Origin of the sequence: Thermosynechococcus sp. HY596 (assembly GCF_030518715.1) — a bacterium.
Lineage (GTDB): Bacteria > Cyanobacteriota > Cyanobacteriia > Thermosynechococcales > Thermosynechococcaceae > Thermosynechococcus.
The window spans coordinates 2143348-2160936 of record NZ_CP130346.1; the positions used below are offsets into that span (position 1 = coordinate 2143348).

Genomic DNA, 17589 nt, shown 5'->3' on the forward strand with positions numbered 1-17589 from the left:
TCGATGATTCGACAATTGCAGCGGCCGCAGCCAGCCAATGGGGGGCTGACCTTGGTGGAGTGTCTCATTGCCATTCTGGTGGTGAACCTCTCTGTGGCTATGTTGGCCGCACCGCTGCTGTTGGTGGCGGCTACCCGCTTGCGCAATGACCGCATTAACCAGGCCACAGAAATTGCCCGTGGCGAGCTGGATCGGCTGCGGGTGATGATGGAGCAGGGCATCGACATTCGCGCAGACAGCCATAGCCTGCTGCCGCCTGCAAGCACCGTTGGCGCCTCCGTGAGCAATCCCTCAGTCCTCTCTAGGCAAGCGCCGCCCACCAGTCTGACAAGCTGCGACTTGCCCAGCAATGCCACCACGGCCTGCGAGCGGCAGCTGAACAATGCCCGCTTTGGGGTGCAAATCTATCGCGGTACCATGATTACCGACGCTGCCCGCAGGGTCTTGGCTTATCCAGTGCAGGTGCGGGTCTATAGCGCTGCAGCCTTGCCGATGGAGTCAGAGATGAACCCCGACCCCATTGAGCCAGAACCGGTGATGATGACCAGCAGCATTGTGGGGGCTGAAAGACGGCCTTTGGCGGTGTTGACAACGGTGCTGCTGCGCAGTGACTCCGCTGAAACCCTGCCGCTGATGGCTGTGCCGGATGGAGATGGCGGTTCAGGTTCTGGTTCATAAGGTGTTGTTGTCGCAATTAGGAAATTAGGAGAGGTTGCAATGAAACTACGGGGTTGGTGGCGGCGGCGATCTAAGGGCTTCACGATCACCGAGATTCTGGTTTCCTTGGTCATTGCTGGGGTGATCACCGCCTCCCTAGGCTCAATTTTGATCGACATGATCCAAACCGAAAGCCGCGAGGCCGCTTTGAATCAGCTGCGCCAAGACCTCAAGGCGACCCTGGATGTGATCAGTACGGATCTGTCCCAGGCGGTGTTTGTCTATAACGGCAACTGCTTAGCTGGCAGCAACAGCGACCCCTGTGGCGATACCTCCCGCCCCGAACCCCTGACAAACTACCTGCCCAACTTTCCAAACACCATGCGGCCGGTGTTGGCGATGTGGATTTTGGAGCCCTTTCCCTACTACCAAAACCAACTGGGGTATGCCAAATTCGTCATGCCGCGGGATTGCTCAAGGGTATGGTCGACGGATCAGGCAAATGCGAAAGCACACTGCGAAGAGCTGAGAAGTGGCCGCCGCAGTTATACCTTGGTGGTGTATTATATCGATACCGCCCGCCAGTCCTTTTGGGCACCGGAATCGGATTGGCAGGGGCAGGCACGACTCGTGCGCTACCAACTGCGCAAATATAAGGAAGCGGCGAGGGCTAGTGATGCTAACTACGACTGGCTGGGAATTAACCAAGGGTATGTTGACCCTACGGGAAAAACCAACTTTGCCCGCTGGCCCATTGATGTGCAAACTGGTGCCAATCTGCAATCTAGTCGCCCCGTCAGCACCATTGAGGGCTATCTACGGGTCACAGATCTGACAGTGGTCACAGATTTTATTGATACTGAGGTCACAGATTTTATTGATACTGACACCGGTATGCCAAGGCCAAACTGCCCAGCGGGGACAATTCGCACTCCCCGAGACCCCAGTGATGCGCCGGCGGGCTTTTTTGCCTGTGTGCAAGAGCGCGGCTCAAGCTTTAATGCTGCCACCTTTGTTTATCTGCGGGGCAATCCCCAGGGCTTGCCGGGGATCCGTGAAGAGGATATCCAAAATCGGCCCGTGCTGACCACCACGGTGTTGAGCCGTTCGGTGCAAGGAAAGGTTCCCAACTTTTAGCCAACCACCTGAGGAAAAGGAGCGCCGCAGCTATGAACAGCCGCCAACGGGGCTACACCATGACTGAGATGCTGGTGGTCATTGTCCTGATTGCCATTGTTGTGGGCATTGGCACCATGACCCTATTTCCGCTGCTGCAACGGCAACGGGTGCGCGCCGCCGTAAATAATGCCCGCAATGTACTGCGCCTTGCCCAGGCCAATGCCAAAAGGGAAAAGCTGCCTTGGATAGCGGCATTTCGCAATACCGATTTTGGCCCGCAGTGGTCGACCAATCCAGTGGACCGGGATAGGAGGGATTGGCAATGGCAGCCCCTGGTGGATGACGATGAGCAGTTGGTGATGGTCATGTACGCCACTGACTTTAACTCCACGGAGGTGGGGGAGGGGAATCGAATTTTGGAATGCTGGCAGCCCCAGGCGCAATCGGCGGCAGTCCAACAGTGTGAGCTGGCCTTTGACCATCAGGGGCGGGTGATCACGCCGGTGACGCCACGGCGGATTGCCTTTAGCATCTATGCCTATGAACAGGAGTACCTCCAGTGCGTGCGGATACCAACCATTTTGGGGGGGATGCGCATTGAGCAGGGACAATCCTGTGGCGCGTATCGTGAGTAACATGGCGGTAGAGCAGCCTTGAAGAGGAAGTGATGGTTATGACGGCACAGGGAAACAGGGGTCGGGACAGTGTGTATCTGAAGCTGCTGTTTTTTCTGCAGGAGCGGCGGCGGTGGGGAGTCAATGGGGGGCTCACCTTTCCGGAGGTGCTGGTGGTGATAGTGATTTTAGGGGTGATTGCCCTAATTGCCTTGCCTTCGCTGCTGAATCAACGGCTCAAGGCACAACTGGCGGGGGCCAAATCAGCGGTGGGGGCGGTTAACCGTGCCCAGGAGGCCTACCGGGTGCGCCACAAAATTTTTGCCACCAAAATTGCCTATTTGGGTCTCTATAACACCCAAGGGGGGGGCTACAGAGTGGATGGCTACTATCCCTTGACGCTCACCTATGACCAAGTGAAGGAGGAAAATACTGGCCGCATCCTCCATGGGGGCGGTAATCCGTGGTATGCCGCTGTGCATGCCCAAGCCATTGATCCGGCAGGCAAGGGGGTGTCGGGCTGTGTCTGGGCGAAGCCGGGGGATTTTGGGGTCACGAGTGCTTCGGTGAAGGAGGGAACAACGGCAGCACCCCCTGGGGATTGTTGGGAAGAGCAGCCAGAAGGTTCTAATGACCCAGTCAAGTATTTTCCGATTCAGACAACGGAGTAATTTTAGGGGGTTAGAATGTCTAGGATAGTCGAAAAGAGCGCAGGCGCAGGGCATTCATCACCACGGAGAAGGAACTAAAGGCCATTGCTGCACCGGCCAGCATGGGATTGAGGAGCCAGCCCGTTAAGGGATAAAGGATGCCAGCGGCAATGGGAATGCCAGCCACATTATAGAGGAAGGCGAAAAAGAGATTCTGGCGAATATTTTGGATTGTGGCGCGGCTGAGTTGGAGGGCGGTGACAATGCCCTGAAGATGACCGGCAATGAGGGTGATGTCACTGCTGGCGATCGCTACATCGGTACCCGTGCCCAGAGCAATGCCCACATCGGCTTGAGCGAGGGCGGGGGCATCATTCATGCCATCCCCCACCATGGCCACACACTTGCCTTGCCGTTGCAGTTCAGCAATGATCGCTGCCTTTTGATCGGGGCGGACACTGGCAACGTAATGCTCAATTCCCACTTGCTGGGCAATGGCCGCAGCGGTTACGGCCTGATCGCCGGTCAGCAGAATCACCTCTAATCCCATGCGCTTGAGGGCAGCCACTACCGCTGGGGCTTCGGGTTTCAGCGTGTCGGCAAGGGCGATCAGCCCCCTGACTTGGGCATCCACCGCTATCCAGATGACCGTTTTCCCCTGCTGTGCAAGGGTTTGAGCTTGAGGCTGCCAAGGGGCGGTGGCAATGCCGTGGCCTGCTAGAAAGGCGGGGGTACCAATGAGCACCCATTGATCCTCAACCATGCCCTGTACCCCTTGACCAATCGTGGCCCCAAAGTCGCGAACCGCTTGCGGCGATACCCCCTGGGCTTGGGCATACTCGACCACAGCGGCAGCCAAGGGATGTTCCGAGTGCCATTCCACACTGGCGGCCAGCCGCAAAAGGGTTGTGGCCTCCGCCTGAGGATAAAAATCGGTGACGCTGGGATGGCCCTGGGTGAGGGTGCCTGTTTTGTCGAGAACCACGGTTTGCACCCGATGGGCGAGCTGGAGACTGCGGGCATCTTTAATCAAAATGCCATACTCCGCTGCTTTGCCGCTGGCCACCATGATTGAGGTGGGGGTGGCCAAGCCAAGGGCACAGGGACAGGCAATGATCAAAACGCCAATGGTGGTCAACAGGGCTAGGGTGGGATTGCGGCCAATGGTTAGCCACAGCAGCCCCGTCAGGAGAGCGATCGCCAGCACCGTCGGTACAAACCAAGCCGTGATGCGATCCGCTAGTTTTTGAATGGGGGCTTTTGAGGCTTGGGCCTGCTGCACCAGTCGAATCATTTGTGCCAAAAAGGTTTGCGACCCCACCCGCGTGGCTCGGATCTGCAGACTTCCGGTTTGATTGAGGGTGGCGCCAATGACTTCATCCCCCTCGCGCTTTTCCACTGGTAAGCTTTCCCCCGTTACCATGGATTCATCGACGGTTGAGGCCCCAGCCACAATCTCACCATCGACGGGAATCTTTTCGCCGGGACGCACCAGCAATCGATCCCCCACTTGCACTTCAATCAGGGGCACCTCCACCGCTTCTCCGTTACGAATTACCCGTGCCGTTTTCGGTTGCAGGGCGAGGAGTTTGCGAATAGCGGCAGCAGTTTCCCGTTTGGCGCGACTTTCGAGAAAGCGTCCCAGGAGAATCAGGGTAATGACGACGGCTGAGACTTCGTAATAGACCTCTGGCATGTGGGCATGGAAGGCTTGGGGAAAGAGCGTCACAAAGAGCGAGTAGAAAAAGGCGACACTGGTGCCCAGAGCCACTAGGGTGTCCATCGTTGCTGTGCGATAGCGCAGTGCTCGCCAGGCGCCCTCATAAAAGGATTCACCACTCCAAAACTGAATTGGCGCTGTCAGCAACAGTTGCAGCCAAGGATGGTGCAGCCATGGCGGGATCCAAGGGAGATGCCAGCCCGTCATCATGGGTAGATTCCCCACTAGCAGGAGTAGGGTTGCGCTACCGGCAAAGAGGAGTCGGCGTTTGAGACGGCGCAGCTCAGCCCGATAGGTCAATTCTGCGGTGGCGGTGTCAGTTACCAAGCCTTCTTCAGGCAGTCGCTCTGCGTGATAGCCGGCTTTAGCGATCGCCCCCTGTAGATCTGACCAGGTCACTTGCTGGGGATCGTAGGTGACCGTGGCCTGAGCGGCGGCAAAATAAATTTCACAGTCCCTGACGCCCGGTAGCGATCGCAGGGCAGTTTCAATGACATTGGCGCAAGCGGCGCACTGCATCCCCTGCACCTGGAAGGTGAGCTGGGTGATCATTGGGGTGTATAACCGGCTTGACGAATGGCACTGCGGATGTCTGCCGCTGCGGCTTGGGTGTCAATTTCTAGCTCTTTGGTTGCGAGATCGGCGCTAACAGTGGCACCGGTGTCAACCGCTTGAATGGCTTGGATAATGGCATCACGACAGGCGCCACAGGCCATGTCGGGCACGCGCAGTTTGAGAACCATGGTGAGATTCCCCTAGAGCACTCCCTATTGAGAATCTTCAAGTCTCCAGTCAACTAGAGAGTCAAGGGGCTAAACTTCCACTTCTGTGGTTTGGCTTTGGGGTGCCAATTGACGGGCGATCGCCACCAATTCCTGCTCAAAGGCCAACTGCGCCCGATTGGTGCGGCCACCTACATAGAGGAGATCGTTTTCCTGCAGCCCCCACACCTGCGAGTGGGACACATAGCTCATGATCACCCCCGCCATCAACAGGGCAAAGCCCGCATAAAACAGGGGAATCCCCGGATCGGCTTTCATTTGTAGCCCTGTACTGCCCACCAGTTCAACCAATGTCAGCCTGACCCCATTGATTTCTGTACTCATGCCGGTGCGCAAGCTAGTGAGAAACTCGCCCTTGGGGCTGTAGATGAGCACCGTGCCTTGGAGATCCCGCGCAATCAGGGAAATCCCCTCCGAGAGATCCGGTTTCGTGGGCAGCCATGTGCCCCAAAGACGACCTTTGCCTTCTGTGTCTAGCTGGGCCATGGGCAGTTGCAGCACGGGACTGTTGTTCAGGCGAAAGCGAATGGCGGCAATACTCCAGTCCGCCTGATAGAGGGTGACCCCGCCATACTTCAGGGGCTGGTTGACATGGATTGTGCCCCGCTTCACCTCTTGGCCTTGCGCATCCAGTATCGAGAGGTCTGAGTAGAACTGATCAATCTCCCCCGCATCAGTGTAATCAATCCAAAAGCGATTTACCCTGACCGACCAGTGTTGGGGGATGCGCGCCAGTGGCCCCGCCTGCACAATGTGCTGAAGATGAAAGGTTTCACCACTGGGAATCAGTTCCTGCGCCATAAAGCCCGTTAGCGCCCCCAAAATCCCCCCCAGCAAAATCAGAATCATACTGGCATGAACCACAATCGGGCCCATGCGACCAACAATGCCTTTGCGGGCATAGAGTTGATTATCGGTTTGCCAGACGCGGTAGCCCTTTGCACCTAGGGCAGTGGCCAGTTCCTTGAGGGAGCCTTGGGGAATCGTGGTGCTCAGGGCCAGTTTGGTGAATTGACGCGGTTGGGAGTAGTACTGCCAGCGTTGGGCCGTGGTGAGGGCAGGCACCTGCCGAGTGAAGGTACAGGCCGTTAAACTCGCCCCAAAGAGCACCAACAGAGTGAGATACCAAGGGGTGCGATAGACATGATCTAGCCCTAGGGCCAGCAGCACCCGCCAACTGAGAAAACCAAACAGGGCAGGGTCTTCGGGATAGTTTTCTTGGTAGAAGCTGAGGGATTGCCCCTGCTCAATCACGGTGCCGGCAATACTGGCGATCGCAATCACCAGCAGCAGGAGAATCGCTAGGCGCAGATCACCTAGGAGGGCAAGCACACGGCGCAACACAGGGGCACTGATCCTCATTTAGCTTGGCCAATTCACCCAGTCTTGGGGCTTGAGAAAGGTGGTGTACAGTTCCGCTTCGCGGCTGTTGGGTTCCGGGGTATAGCCATATTCCCAGCGGACAAGGGGGGGCAGAGACATCAAAATAGACTCGGTGCGGCCATTGGTTTGCAGGCCGAAGATGGTGCCGCGGTCATAGACGAGGTTGAATTCCACATAGCGCCCGCGCCGATAGAGCTGAAATTGCCGCTCGCGATCGCCATACTCGAGGTGACGCCGCCGTTCCACAATTGGTAGGTAGGCTTCTAGAAAGGCTTGGCCACAGCTTTGAATAAAGGCAAACAGGTCTTCCCAGGAGCGACTGCCCACAGACCCCACTTGGCGGCTATAGCGAGCAGCTTCGCCATGGGGATCAGGGCCGCGGTAAAGCTCGCGATCGCTGCCATCTTGGTAGTCAAAGAAAATGCCGCCCACGCCACGGGTTTCGCCGCGATGCTTGAGGTAGAAGTATTCATCACACCAGCGTTTGAACACGGGGTAGTACTCGCTGTGGTGGCGATCGCAGGCAGCCTTATGCACCTGATGGAAGTGTTTCGCATCCTCAGCAAAGGGGTAGTAGGGGGTCAAATCTGCGCCACCGCCAAACCACCACACCGGCCCAGCTTCAAAGTAGCGATAATTCAAATGCACCGTTGGCACATAGGGATTGCGGGGATGGAGCACCATGGAGGTACCCGTGGCATAGAAGCCATGCCCCGCCGCCTCCGGCCGCTGCGCCAAGATTGAGGGCGGCAATTGCTCCCCCCACACCTCTGAGAAATTAACGCCCCCCTGCTCCAGAAGCTGGCCATTTTTCATCACCCGCGAGCGACCACCGCCCCCTTCGGGACGTTGCCAACTGTCCTCTTGAAACTGGGCACCGCCATCGGCTGCCTCTAGGGCCTGACAAATCTGATCCTGGAGGTCTTTCAAAAAAGTCGCTGCCCGTTGACGCGAGTCGCTGGGCACAGCAGGGGTAGCAGAAGTGGCAACAGTCATAGTAAATATCGAAATCCTAATCAACGGTCTTCAGTGTCAAAAAAAAGTCGCTGCAAAGCGTGTCTAGGCTTTATTGTACTGTTCTGCCAGCACTTGGGCGAGCTTGGCGGCAAGGGCAGCTACCCACTGTTCATCCTGTTTGGTATAGCGGCGGGGGGCATTGGTGCCGAGAATCATCACCGTTTGCGTATCCACCGGTTGGCAGATCACCCCTTGGGTATTGGGGGGCAAATAGTCAAATTCAATGCGTCCGGGGTAAAGGGCTAAATTCACTAAATAGATGGGGCGTTGGGTTTGCAGGGCGCGCTGCACAATGGCACCCGTGGCGCTCATTGGTTTGGGCCCCAGAATACCGCGGCGCAGGAGGGGGCGATCGGCCCGCCAAATGACAATGGACTTTGTCGGCGTATTCGTCAGCAAGGTATAGGACAGCCACGCCAGCTCTGTTTTCAGGGCAGCATCCAGATCATCGGCAAGTTCAAATCCCTCTTCCCCTTCAAGGATCACCGCTTCCGCAGGACGGGGCTGCACCCGCTGCCAAATCAGCGTCGTCAAAATCAAGACTGCCGCAAGGATCACCCCCACGACATCGGCACGGGCTTGGGAAGGGGTCAGCATGGGGGTCAAGAGGCGATTGATGAGGAGAAGTGTGCCCCCCAAAACCCCCGTTGCAAGGGGTAAATAGCGGAGAACTTGGTCATTCATCTAGAATTTTGAAAAATTTTTCAGTAGCAACGTAGCTATCTATTATTCCCCAATGCCAATCTCACAGTGGTAGGAGTGAATTGCGGAATGAAAGCACAAGGCTTCCTAAAAGCTGGCCAGCGCGCGATCGCGGTTATTGGCTGGGTGAGTTTGAGCCTCTTGGGTCGTCTCCCCTTTGCCCTTGCTACTGCTCCTCCCCCAGCGGTCACCGCTCCCCTGCGCCTAGAAATCAGCCTATCACGGCGCCAATTGACCCTCTATCAAGGACAAACTCCCCTGCGCCGGTATCCCGTGGCCGTGGGTCGTCCGGGGTGGGAAACCCCCACAGGTCAATTTCAAGTGCGGGAGATGATTCGCGATCCCGCTTGGAAAAATCCCTTTACCGGGGCAGTGATTGCCGGTGGACATCCCCGCAACCCCTTGGGGCGGCGTTGGATTGGCTTTTGGAGTGATGGCACCAATTGGGTTGGGTTGCACGGTACCCCCCATCCGGATTCCATTGGTCAGGCGGTTTCCCACGGTTGCGTGCGGATGTACAACCGCGACATTGAGGAGCTTTTTGAGAAAGTGCAACCGGGTGTGCCTGTGATTGTGGTGCGCTAGAAAGGGGCAACAAGGGCAGCGCCAAAAAAGACGACGGCGATCGCATCCACCAGACCATGCAGGAGAACGCCCGCCCAGAGGCGCTGGGTACAGGCAAAGGTGAGGCAGTAAAAGAGGGAGGCCAAGGTTGCCATGATGATATACACCGCTCGGTAGGCCATGAGGGGCAGTTGAATATCGGCATTCGGCTCATTGCCTACATGGAGAATACCAAAAAGCAGCGAACAAATGAGAATGGCACCCCAAGTAATGACCACCGGCCGCTGGCGATCGCCCCCATAGTGCTGCCACAGATCCCGCACGAAAATCATCAAACCACTGCGAAAGAGCACCTCCTCAAAAATGCCCACCCGCATTGCAAAGAGGGTGACATAGACAAACACCGCCAAAGGCGAAGGCGTCAAGTTAAATTTCGCCAAGGGCAAAAAGCCCAATAGACTCCCCAAGGGCACCATGGTTACCAAAGCCGCCAAGAACATTGCCGCCAATAAACGAGCATCGCGCCAGCGGGGTTCAAAGCTATAGCCAAAGTGCGATCGCCCCAGCCCCCTGCCAAAAATGATCACCAAAATAAACAGTTGCAGTGCCACAAAAGGGCCAAAGCGAAAGTAGGGGGTCGAGAACCAGTAGAGACTAAAAAGCGAGACCGCAATTAGGGGAAGGTCGTGTAGTCCCAATCCCGTGGGGGTCGTCCGTGGGGGGTGTCGCCGCTGCCAATCGCCCCAAGCACATAGGAGCAAATAGATAGGGGTAATGATGAATCCTTCCGTGTACGCCTTGGGGAAGGCTGGCGAAATCAACCCACTGTGGCTGAGCAACAAATAAAGCGCTGCTCCACTGATCCAAGCCCACAACACTGGTGGCGGTGTGGTTTGCTGCCGCAAGAGGAAAGGGACGCGCACCATGGCCCAGACGCCTCCGAGAAAGATCAGCAAGTTCAGCCACGGCTGATCAGCAAAGATTAAATTGGTGAGAACCCGCTGCCAAGGAAAGCGGCCTGCTTGGGGGAGAATCAAGCCAATGGCAATGTACAGTGCCAAACTGAGGAGCAACCGCCCCGGCCACCGTTGAGCCATCTTATTAAAATCCCGCTGGCCCCTTGCCCACCACAGCACTGGGAAACCACCAATGATGACGACGGCGGCGGCCTCCACCAGACTTTCGAGCCACGGCCAAGGGGTTGTAGACAAATCGTGCAGGTAAAGAAGCTGGGCCAAAAACCACAGCCCACAGGCAGCGATCGCCATCTGTTGCTCGCGGTTCGCAGAAAACCGCGGTGAACGGAGAAAGGCTTGGGGTGCGCTGGCTAGCCACTGACTGACCGTATGTTTAGGCTGGCTGGTGAGGTTAGGAATCGGCATTCGAGAACCATCGCGATCGCAACTGCGGGCATAGCGTTATAATCAAGGCTTATTCCCGACAGGTGGGAATGCTTTATCTTGACCGAAATTGTTGCCATTTGTGCACCCCGCAACTGCATTTTGCCATGACGACCCCCACCCTTGATCGTGATCGGCTCAGCCAACAACTTAAAGATTTAGAAGCCAAAGCCCTACAGGCGATCGCTGCAGCCCGCAGCCTCGATACCCTAGAGCAATTGCGCGTTGCCTACTTGGGCAAAAAAGGCGAACTCTCACAAATTCTCGCCCTTATGGGCAAACTGCCCCCTAGCGATCGCCCCACCATCGGTACCCTCGCCAACACCCTCAAGGAAAAACTGCTCCAAGAACTAGAAGCCCGCCGCGAAACCCTGCAAGCCGAAAAAATTGCTGCCCAACTGGCGGCTGAAAGCCTTGATGTCACCCCGCCGGGCGTCTATCGTCCCCAAGGGCACATTCATCCCCTCAATAGCACCATTGACCGCATCCTCGATATTTTTGTGGGTCTCGGCTATACCGTTGCCAATGGCCCCGAAATGGAAAGCGACTACTACAACTTTGAGGCGCTGAATACACCTGCAGATCACCCGGCGCGCGACATGCAGGACACCTTCTACCTGCCCGATGGCAATCTGCTGCGCACCCACACCTCCTCGGTGCAGATTCGCTACATGGAACTCAATGATCCGCCCATTCGCATTGTTGCCCCCGGCCGCTGTTATCGGCGGGATACGGAGGATGCCACCCACGCGGCTGTGTTCCATCAGATTGAGATTTTGGCAGTGGATGAGGGGCTGACCTTTACCGACCTCAAAGGCACGGTCACCACCTTTCTGGCGGCACTCTTTGGCGATGTTCCCATTCGTTTCCGTGCCAGCTATTTCCCCTTTACCGAACCCTCGGCGGAGGTGGATGTGCAGTGGCAGGGACGCTGGCTAGAGGTGATGGGCTGTGGCATGGTGGATCCTGCTGTGCTCAAAAATGTCGGCTACGATCCAGAGGTCTACACGGGCTTTGCCGCCGGGTTTGGTGTGGAGCGGTTTGCCATGGTGCTGCATCAAATTGATGATATTCGCCGCTTTTACACCAGCGATTTGCGCTTTCTGCGGCAGTTTTAGGAGGATAGGGCCTTGGCTGAACCCCGTCTGCTCGCTGTCCTGAACGGTAAGGGAGGCGTTGGTAAAACCACAACGGCAATCAACCTAGCAGCCACCTATGCCGAGCAGTACAAAGTGTTGTTGGTGGATACGGATCCCCAAGCCTCGGCGACGTGGTGGTTTCAGCGCAGTGGCCAATCCATGGGCTTCGATCTCGCACAGGAGCTTAACCCCAAACTCCTCAGCAGGGTACGCCAGCTCTCTGGCTATGACTTGATTGTTGTCGATACGCCGCCGGCCTTAGCTTCCAGTGCCCTAGCAGCAGTGGTACCGATCGCCGACTATCTGGTGCTGCCCACCCCCCCCGCCCCCATTGACCTTGCCGCCCTCATTGAAACAGTGAAGCAAGTGGTGCAACCGTCTAAAGTTCCCCACCGCGTCCTGCTCACCCGCGTTGACCCCCGCTGTGTCAATGAAGCCCTCGAAGCCCAAAATACGCTCTTGCAGTTGGGGGTGGCGGCTTGTCATTCTTTTATTCGCGCCTACAAAGCCCATGAACGGGCAGCTCTCGATGGGGTTCCCATTACCCAATGGAAGGGCAAACAGGCGAAGGAAGCTCAAGCGGATTACCGTCGCGTTGCTGAAGAGTTACAGCGGGACTGGCGATAGGGGCAAGGGTATGGCAGGCAACTAAACCACCAAAGGGGAATCTGTACTCTAAAATCTAGATCCGCACCTAAATGATTTTGTTTTTCCTTGGAGCCAAATTGAGGTCAACAGCGCGTGGACACAACCGTACTCAGCCAATACCGTCAGCAAACCCAAGAGCGTGCTGCCTTGGGAATTCCCCCCTTGCCCCTGACGGCGGCAGAAACCTCGGCGGTCTGTGATCTCCTGCAACACCCCCCAGCGGGCGAAGAAGACTACCTACTGCACCTAATTCGCGATCGCGTGCCCCCCGGTGTCGATGAAGCGGCCTACATTAAAGCCGGCTTTTTGACGGCGATCGCCAAAGGAGAACTCACCAGTCCCCTCATCACCCCCGTGGCAGCGGTGGAACTCCTAGGGACAATGCTGGGGGGCTACAATGTCCAAGCGCTGATTGATCTGCTGTGCCATCAGACCCCTGAATTGGCCGCTGCGGCAGCTAAGGCCCTCAGCCATACCCTCTTGGTCTATGACGCCTTTCACGATGTCCAAGACCTGATGCACCAAGGCAACCCCTACGCCCGTCAGGTGATGGAATCTTGGGCCAATGGGGATTGGTTTACCTGCCGTGAACCCCTTCCAGAAGCGATTACCGTCACTGTCTTCAAAGTGGCGGGTGAAACCAACACCGATGATCTTTCCCCTGCCCCCCATGCCACCACTCGCCCCGATATTCCGCTGCACGCTACGGTGATGCTGGAAAGCCGCTTGCCGGGGGCACTGCAAATCATTGCCGAACTGAAGCAAAAGGGCTACCCCCTTGCCTATGTGGGGGATGTGGTCGGCACCGGTTCCTCCCGCAAGTCCGCCACCAACTCTGTGATTTGGCACATTGGTCGCGACATTCCCTACGTTCCCAATAAGCGCACCGGGGGCGTCTGTCTTGGTGGCAAAATTGCCCCCATTTTCTTCAACACCATGGAGGACTCCGGCGCGCTGCCCATTGAGTGCGATGTTACCCAAATGAATATGGGGGATGTGATCACGATCTACCCCTACCGCGGCGAAATCACCAATGCAGCGGGGGAGGTCATCAGTGTGTTTACCCTCAAACCCGAGACCCTCTTGGATGAAGTGCGAGCGGGGGGGCGCATTCCCCTTCTCATTGGGCGTACCCTCACCGACAAAGCACGGGCTGCCCTTGGCCAAGAACCCAGTCCCCTCTTTACTCGTCCCAAGCCCCCCGTTGAGAGCAGTAAGGGCTATACCTTGGCGCAAAAGATTGTCGGTAAAGCCTGTGGTCTGCCTGGCGTGCGCCCCGGCACCTACTGTGAACCGGTCATGACAACGGTTGGCTCCCAAGATACGACAGGCCCAATGACCCGCGATGAACTCAAGGAACTGGCCTGCCTTGGCTTTGGTGCGGATTTGGTCTTGCAAAGTTTCTGCCATACGGCGGCTTATCCCAAGCCCGTTGACATCAAAACCCACAAAGAACTGCCGGACTTTATGACCTCGCGAGGGGGCGTCTCGCTACGACCGGGAGATGGCATTATTCACTCTTGGCTCAACCGCATGCTGCTGCCGGATACCGTGGGCACGGGGGGCGATTCCCATACCCGTTTTCCCTTGGGCATTTCGTTCCCAGCAGGTTCTGGCTTGGTCGCCTTTGCAGCGGCCTTGGGGGTGATGCCTTTGGATATGCCGGAGTCGGTGCTCGTGCGCTTCAAAGGTGCGTTGCAACCGGGGGTGACGCTGCGGGACATTGTCAATGCCATTCCCTATGTGGCCATTCAGCAGGGTAAGCTCACCGTTGCCAAGGAGAATAAAAAGAATGTTTTCTCCGGACGGATCATGGAAATGGAGGGGCTGCCGCACTTGCAACTGGAGCAGGCCTTTGAACTCACCGATGCCACAGCGGAGCGATCAGCCGCAGGGTGCACGATTAAACTCAGTGAAGAAACGGTGGCAACCTACCTGCGCTCCAATGTAGCCCTCCTGAAAAATATGGTGGCTCGTGGCTACGGCGATGCGCGTACGATTCTACGGCGGGTGAAAAAGATGGAGGCATGGCTGGCCAATCCCAGTCTTCTCTCGGCGGATGCGGATGCCGAGTATGCCGATGTGATTGAGGTGGATCTAGATCAAATCAAGGAACCCCTTGTGGCTGCCCCCAATGACCCCGACAATATCAAAACCCTCTCCGAATGTGCTGGCGATCCAGTGCAGGAGGTCTTTATTGGCTCCTGTATGACCAATATTGGCCACTACCGTGCCGCTGCCAAGGTACTGGAAGGAGAGGGGGTGGTGAAGGTTCGCCTCTGGATTGCACCCCCCACCCGCATGGATGAGCAGCAGTTGCGCGAAGAGGGCTACTATAGCATTTTTGCTGCCGCTGGTGCCCGCATGGAAATGCCAGGCTGCTCCCTGTGCATGGGCAACCAAGCCCGCGTTGCTGATCACACCACGGTTTTCTCCACCTCCACCCGCAACTTTAATAACCGCATGGGCAAAGGGGCACGGGTCTATCTTGGTTCTGCAGAGCTAGCAGCAGTTTGTGCCCTACTGGGGCGCATTCCCACCCGCGAGGAGTACCTAGAGATTGTGACGCGGAAAATTGATCCCTTTGCAGCGGATCTCTATCGCTACCTCTACTTTGACCAAATTCCCGACTACGAAAACCAAGGTCGCCTCATTTCCAAGGAGGAGGAAGCAAAGCTACTGGCCAGTATTGGCGGCTAGCCGTTGAGCTACATCCAATGGGAGAGGCCAATGCCGGCTTCCACACAGAGAAACCCGAGGATAGGCGTACTCAGCCAGTACAGCCACGCAATGCGGGGGTAGCCTTCACGACGCAGGTTCGATACCTCCAGGATAAACGTAGAAAAGGTGGTCAAAGATCCCAAAAAACCGACGGTGATGCCATAGCTAAGCCACAGCGGTGCCCCCCAACGGACTAAAACAGGGCTCAAAAAGCCCATAAGAAAGGCACCCATGAGATTCACGCTCAGGGTACCGAAGACAAGGGTGCCAAAGCGGCGATCGCTCCATAAACCGACGTAGTAGCGTGTCAAAGCGCCGGGCACAGCCCCAAGGGCGATCGCCAACAATCCTTCAGGTGAGATCATCCCATTTCTCCCAATCGGCTAACCCCCGCAGCACTAAGCGGCTGCCCAACTCCAAGGCCAGCAATCCCAGCCCCGTACTGCCGAGCCAGTAAAAACCCTCGACTGCCGCATCTGTGATCCCCAAGAGCTTGTCGTTATCCAACTCGTAGGATGAAAAGGTTGTGTAGGAACCAATAAACCCCGTTGTTAATAGCAAGCGCAAATCGGGGTGCAGTACAAACGTGCGGGCAAAGGCAAGGGGAGCAATCACCCCCAGCAAAAAACAGCCAGTGACATTCACAATCAAGGTAGCAAAGGGCACATTACCCGCAAGATAGGGTTCCAAATAGGCCTCCAGTAAGAAGCGACTCAAGGCAGCGGGGATGGCTCCAAGACTAACGGCCAACGCAGGGCGCAGCCGAGGATGAATCGAGATCACGAGCGTGGCTCCTCCACAATCAACACGGGTCGAGTTGAGGTCTCAAGAATACTCTGACACACAGACCCCATGAGGACACGCTTGAGACCCTTTTGACCATGTTTGCCAAGAATGATTTCCGTCACGTTGTACAGGGCAGCGGTATCCAAAATGGCTTCGGTAATCGGGCCAGCGGTCACAATGAAACGATAGCGAATGTCTGCGAGGTACTGCTTGACTTGGGCTTCGAGTGTGGCCACTGCCTTGGGATCAGGTACGTCCTGCACATGGAGCACAATCACTTCCGCATCAGCACGCCGCGCTAATTCCGCCGTCTTTTGGAGAACGTAGGGGGTGACACTCGAAACATCCACCGGTGCTAAGAGGACTACGCGTGGTTGTAGCAGGACTTTGGTGGGATCCACCTCGCCCTTTTGCAGGAGTTTTGGCGCAAACGTGGGAATTGCCCATGCCCCCAAGGGAGCCGTAATCAGGATCGAGAGAACCGCGATCGCCAGCATCGTTTCACCCCCCGCCACCCCAGCGGATAAGGGTAAAGCACCGATCGCCGCTTGCACCGTTGCCTTTGCGGAATTCCCCGGCAGCAAAAAGAGGCGTTCGGAGAGTGTCCAATTACTGCCTAGGGTGGAAAGATACCAACCGATGCCCCGCCCAATCAAGGTACCCACCGCTAAAATCACCAAACCCACACCGAGGGAACTTTGCAACACCCCCAACTGGACACTGGCACCCAACAGCACGAAGAGAAAAATCTCTGCCACCTGCCACAGCACATCAAAGCCGCCCCGCAATTGCCGCGCTAGGGGGGCATCCATCTCAATCAAGAAGAAGCCGGCACTCATCACCGCAAGGTAGCCGGAAAACAAGGGCAGGCGATCGGCCAAGCCCACCGCTCCCAAGGCCACTGCTGCTGCCACGAGGGTTGTTTGCACCCGATTTTGACTCCAGTTTTGCTTGACCAACAAAAAGACCAGCGCCCAGGCCAAGCCATAGCCCACGATCAAGCCACCACCAATTTCAAGGAGTGCCTGCACACTCACCCCCAAGGCGGGCGGCAAAGCCCCTAGGAATCCTCCCTCATGCTCAGCCCCCATCAGCAAACTAAACAGCAGCAGTATGACTACATCGGAAATAGCACTGCCCGAGAGAATTGCATCACTAATCCCCTTGTCCACGCCCCAGCCCAAACTTTTTAGCCGTAGCATGCCCGGCACAATGACAGCCGGGGACTCCGGTGCCACGATCGCCCCCAACAATAGCCCTTGGCGCACATCAAATCCCAGTAGCAGCATCGCCACCCCAGCCACAACGACCATTTCACACAGTGCGGGTAATACACCGAGGCGTAGCGCCACCGTGCCCTGTTGTGCCAACTTCTGGCGATCCAAGCCCAGCCCCGCCTTCATCAAAATCACCATCACCGCCACGGCCCGGAAGGTGGGGGCTGCCGTTAGGACATTGGTTTGCAACAGATTCAAGGCCGCAGGCCCGAGGACAATCCCCACGAGAATCATACCGATCAAGGCCGGTGCCCGCAGTCGCCGCACCAACTGACCCGCAAAGAATCCCAGCAGGAGAATCAGGGCAAGGGTTTCTAGAATGGCTGACATCGCTGCAAACTTCGCTGTGACACCGAACCCTACCCTATCGGATGATCAGGTCGATTTCCAATCCTCAGCGTCCCTAGCGA

General features: G+C 56.8%; 17 protein-coding genes. 8 read left to right on the plus strand and 9 right to left on the minus strand.

Annotated features, from left to right (window positions below; genetic code table 11):
• Window positions 1-3 precede the first annotated feature (3 nt).
• The 4 genes from QYC28_RS10540 to QYC28_RS10555 are packed head-to-tail and all read left to right on the plus strand — an operon-like array spanning window position 4 to window position 3061.
• Window positions 4-678 (plus strand): hypothetical protein, encoded by a 675-nt coding sequence (locus QYC28_RS10540; protein WP_302679453.1) that lies wholly within the window; start codon window positions 4-6, stop codon window positions 676-678.
• A 39-nt stretch (window positions 679-717) separates the two neighbouring features.
• Window positions 718-1794 (plus strand): type II secretion system protein J, encoded by a 1077-nt coding sequence (locus QYC28_RS10545; protein ID WP_302679454.1) that lies wholly within the window; start codon window positions 718-720, stop codon window positions 1792-1794.
• Between the two features lie 32 nt (window positions 1795-1826).
• On the plus strand, window positions 1827-2411 hold the full coding sequence (locus QYC28_RS10550) for a prepilin-type N-terminal cleavage/methylation domain-containing protein (protein ID WP_286668695.1): 585 nt from the start codon (window positions 1827-1829) through the stop codon (window positions 2409-2411).
• Between the two features lie 32 nt (window positions 2412-2443).
• Window positions 2444-3061, plus strand: a complete 618-nt coding sequence (locus QYC28_RS10555; RefSeq protein ID WP_302679455.1) for a prepilin-type N-terminal cleavage/methylation domain-containing protein — start codon at window positions 2444-2446, stop codon at window positions 3059-3061.
• Between the two features lie 19 nt (window positions 3062-3080).
• Here the strand turns inward: QYC28_RS10555 and QYC28_RS10560 are convergent, their stop codons facing one another.
• The 5 genes from QYC28_RS10560 to QYC28_RS10580 all read right to left on the minus strand — a co-directional run bounded on the left by QYC28_RS10560 (window position 3081) and on the right by QYC28_RS10580 (window position 8626).
• Window positions 3081-5312: a heavy metal translocating P-type ATPase gene (locus QYC28_RS10560; protein WP_302679456.1), complete on the minus strand. Its 2232-nt coding sequence runs from the start codon at window positions 5310-5312 to the stop codon at window positions 3081-3083.
• On the minus strand, window positions 5309-5503 hold the full coding sequence (locus tag QYC28_RS10565) for a heavy-metal-associated domain-containing protein (RefSeq protein ID WP_302679457.1): 195 nt from the start codon (window positions 5501-5503) through the stop codon (window positions 5309-5311). The genes QYC28_RS10560 and QYC28_RS10565 overlap by 4 nt, the downstream gene beginning before the upstream one ends.
• A gap of 69 nt (window positions 5504-5572) precedes the next feature.
• Window positions 5573-6904, minus strand: coding sequence for a cytochrome c biogenesis protein (locus QYC28_RS10570; RefSeq protein ID WP_302679458.1), 1332 nt, complete (start codon window positions 6902-6904; stop codon window positions 5573-5575).
• Window positions 6905-7921: an oxygen-dependent coproporphyrinogen oxidase gene (gene hemF / locus QYC28_RS10575; protein WP_302679459.1), complete on the minus strand. Its 1017-nt coding sequence runs from the start codon at window positions 7919-7921 to the stop codon at window positions 6905-6907.
• A gap of 63 nt (window positions 7922-7984) precedes the next feature.
• Window positions 7985-8626 carry a cofactor assembly of complex C subunit B gene (locus tag QYC28_RS10580; protein ID WP_149820642.1) on the minus strand — a complete coding sequence of 214 codons (642 nt, stop codon included), beginning with the start codon at window positions 8624-8626 and terminating at the stop codon, window positions 7985-7987.
• An 87-nt stretch (window positions 8627-8713) separates the two neighbouring features.
• Here QYC28_RS10580 and QYC28_RS10585 point away from each other — a divergent pair, with 87 nt between their 5' ends.
• On the plus strand, window positions 8714-9229 hold the full coding sequence (locus tag QYC28_RS10585; protein WP_149820644.1) for a L,D-transpeptidase: 516 nt from the start codon (window positions 8714-8716) through the stop codon (window positions 9227-9229).
• Here the strand turns inward: QYC28_RS10585 and QYC28_RS10590 are convergent.
• The gene (locus tag QYC28_RS10590; RefSeq protein WP_302679460.1) at window positions 9226-10590 is read right to left on the minus strand and encodes a CPBP family intramembrane glutamic endopeptidase; all 1365 of its coding nucleotides are present in this window, start codon (window positions 10588-10590) and stop codon (window positions 9226-9228) included. The genes QYC28_RS10585 and QYC28_RS10590 overlap by 4 nt on opposite strands.
• A gap of 125 nt (window positions 10591-10715) precedes the next feature.
• On the opposite strand from QYC28_RS10590, the gene pheS reads away from it, so the two are divergent.
• The 3 genes from pheS (at window position 10716) to acnB (ending at window position 15095) form a co-directional block, all read left to right on the plus strand.
• Window positions 10716-11726 (plus strand): phenylalanine--tRNA ligase subunit alpha, encoded by a 1011-nt coding sequence (gene pheS / locus QYC28_RS10595; RefSeq protein WP_302679461.1) that lies wholly within the window; start codon window positions 10716-10718, stop codon window positions 11724-11726.
• Between the two features lie 12 nt (window positions 11727-11738).
• Window positions 11739-12374: a ParA family protein gene (locus QYC28_RS10600; protein ID WP_302679462.1), complete on the plus strand. Its 636-nt coding sequence runs from the start codon at window positions 11739-11741 to the stop codon at window positions 12372-12374.
• 114 nt (window positions 12375-12488) lie between these two features.
• Window positions 12489-15095: a bifunctional aconitate hydratase 2/2-methylisocitrate dehydratase gene (acnB, locus tag QYC28_RS10605; protein WP_302679463.1), complete on the plus strand. Its 2607-nt coding sequence runs from the start codon at window positions 12489-12491 to the stop codon at window positions 15093-15095.
• Between the two features lie 8 nt (window positions 15096-15103).
• On the opposite strand, the gene QYC28_RS10610 is transcribed toward acnB, so the two are convergent.
• From QYC28_RS10610 to QYC28_RS10620, 3 genes are read right to left on the minus strand one after another with little or no spacing between them, the layout of a single operon-like run.
• Complete coding sequence (locus tag QYC28_RS10610) at window positions 15104-15481, minus strand: CrcB family protein (protein ID WP_286649625.1); 378 nt, start codon at window positions 15479-15481, stop codon at window positions 15104-15106.
• Window positions 15468-15899, minus strand: a complete 432-nt coding sequence (gene crcB, locus QYC28_RS10615; protein ID WP_226971950.1) for a fluoride efflux transporter CrcB — start codon at window positions 15897-15899, stop codon at window positions 15468-15470. Before crcB ends, QYC28_RS10610 begins: the two co-directional genes overlap by 14 nt.
• The gene (locus tag QYC28_RS10620; RefSeq protein ID WP_302679464.1) at window positions 15896-17509 is read right to left on the minus strand and encodes a sodium:proton antiporter; all 1614 of its coding nucleotides are present in this window, start codon (window positions 17507-17509) and stop codon (window positions 15896-15898) included. The genes crcB and QYC28_RS10620 overlap by 4 nt, the downstream gene beginning before the upstream one ends.
• Window positions 17510-17589: the final 80 nt, after the last annotated feature.

What these genes read in the sequence shown, in the direction of transcription:
- QYC28_RS10540 (WP_302679453.1), top strand. Translation starts at nt 4, where the DNA reads ATGATTCGACAATTGCAGCGGCCGCAGCCAGCCAATGGGGGGCTGACC.
- QYC28_RS10545 (WP_302679454.1), top strand. Translation starts at nt 718, where the DNA reads ATGAAACTACGGGGTTGGTGGCGGCGGCGATCTAAGGGCTTCACGATC.
- QYC28_RS10550 (WP_286668695.1), top strand. Translation starts at nt 1,827, where the DNA reads ATGAACAGCCGCCAACGGGGCTACACCATGACTGAGATGCTGGTGGTC.
- QYC28_RS10555 (WP_302679455.1), top strand. Translation starts at nt 2,444, where the DNA reads ATGGTTATGACGGCACAGGGAAACAGGGGTCGGGACAGTGTGTATCTG.
- QYC28_RS10560 (WP_302679456.1), bottom strand. Translation starts at nt 5,312, where the DNA reads ATGATCACCCAGCTCACCTTCCAGGTGCAGGGGATGCAGTGCGCCGCT.
- QYC28_RS10565 (WP_302679457.1), bottom strand. Translation starts at nt 5,503, where the DNA reads ATGGTTCTCAAACTGCGCGTGCCCGACATGGCCTGTGGCGCCTGTCGT.
- QYC28_RS10570 (WP_302679458.1), bottom strand. Translation starts at nt 6,904, where the DNA reads ATGAGGATCAGTGCCCCTGTGTTGCGCCGTGTGCTTGCCCTCCTAGGT.
- hemF (WP_302679459.1), bottom strand. Translation starts at nt 7,921, where the DNA reads ATGACTGTTGCCACTTCTGCTACCCCTGCTGTGCCCAGCGACTCGCGT.
- QYC28_RS10580 (WP_149820642.1), bottom strand. Translation starts at nt 8,626, where the DNA reads ATGAATGACCAAGTTCTCCGCTATTTACCCCTTGCAACGGGGGTTTTG.
- QYC28_RS10585 (WP_149820644.1), top strand. Translation starts at nt 8,714, where the DNA reads ATGAAAGCACAAGGCTTCCTAAAAGCTGGCCAGCGCGCGATCGCGGTT.
- QYC28_RS10590 (WP_302679460.1), bottom strand. Translation starts at nt 10,590, where the DNA reads ATGCCGATTCCTAACCTCACCAGCCAGCCTAAACATACGGTCAGTCAG.
- pheS (WP_302679461.1), top strand. Translation starts at nt 10,716, where the DNA reads ATGACGACCCCCACCCTTGATCGTGATCGGCTCAGCCAACAACTTAAA.
- QYC28_RS10610 (WP_286649625.1), bottom strand. Translation starts at nt 15,481, where the DNA reads ATGATCTCACCTGAAGGATTGTTGGCGATCGCCCTTGGGGCTGTGCCC.
- QYC28_RS10620 (WP_302679464.1), bottom strand. Translation starts at nt 17,509, where the DNA reads ATGTCAGCCATTCTAGAAACCCTTGCCCTGATTCTCCTGCTGGGATTC.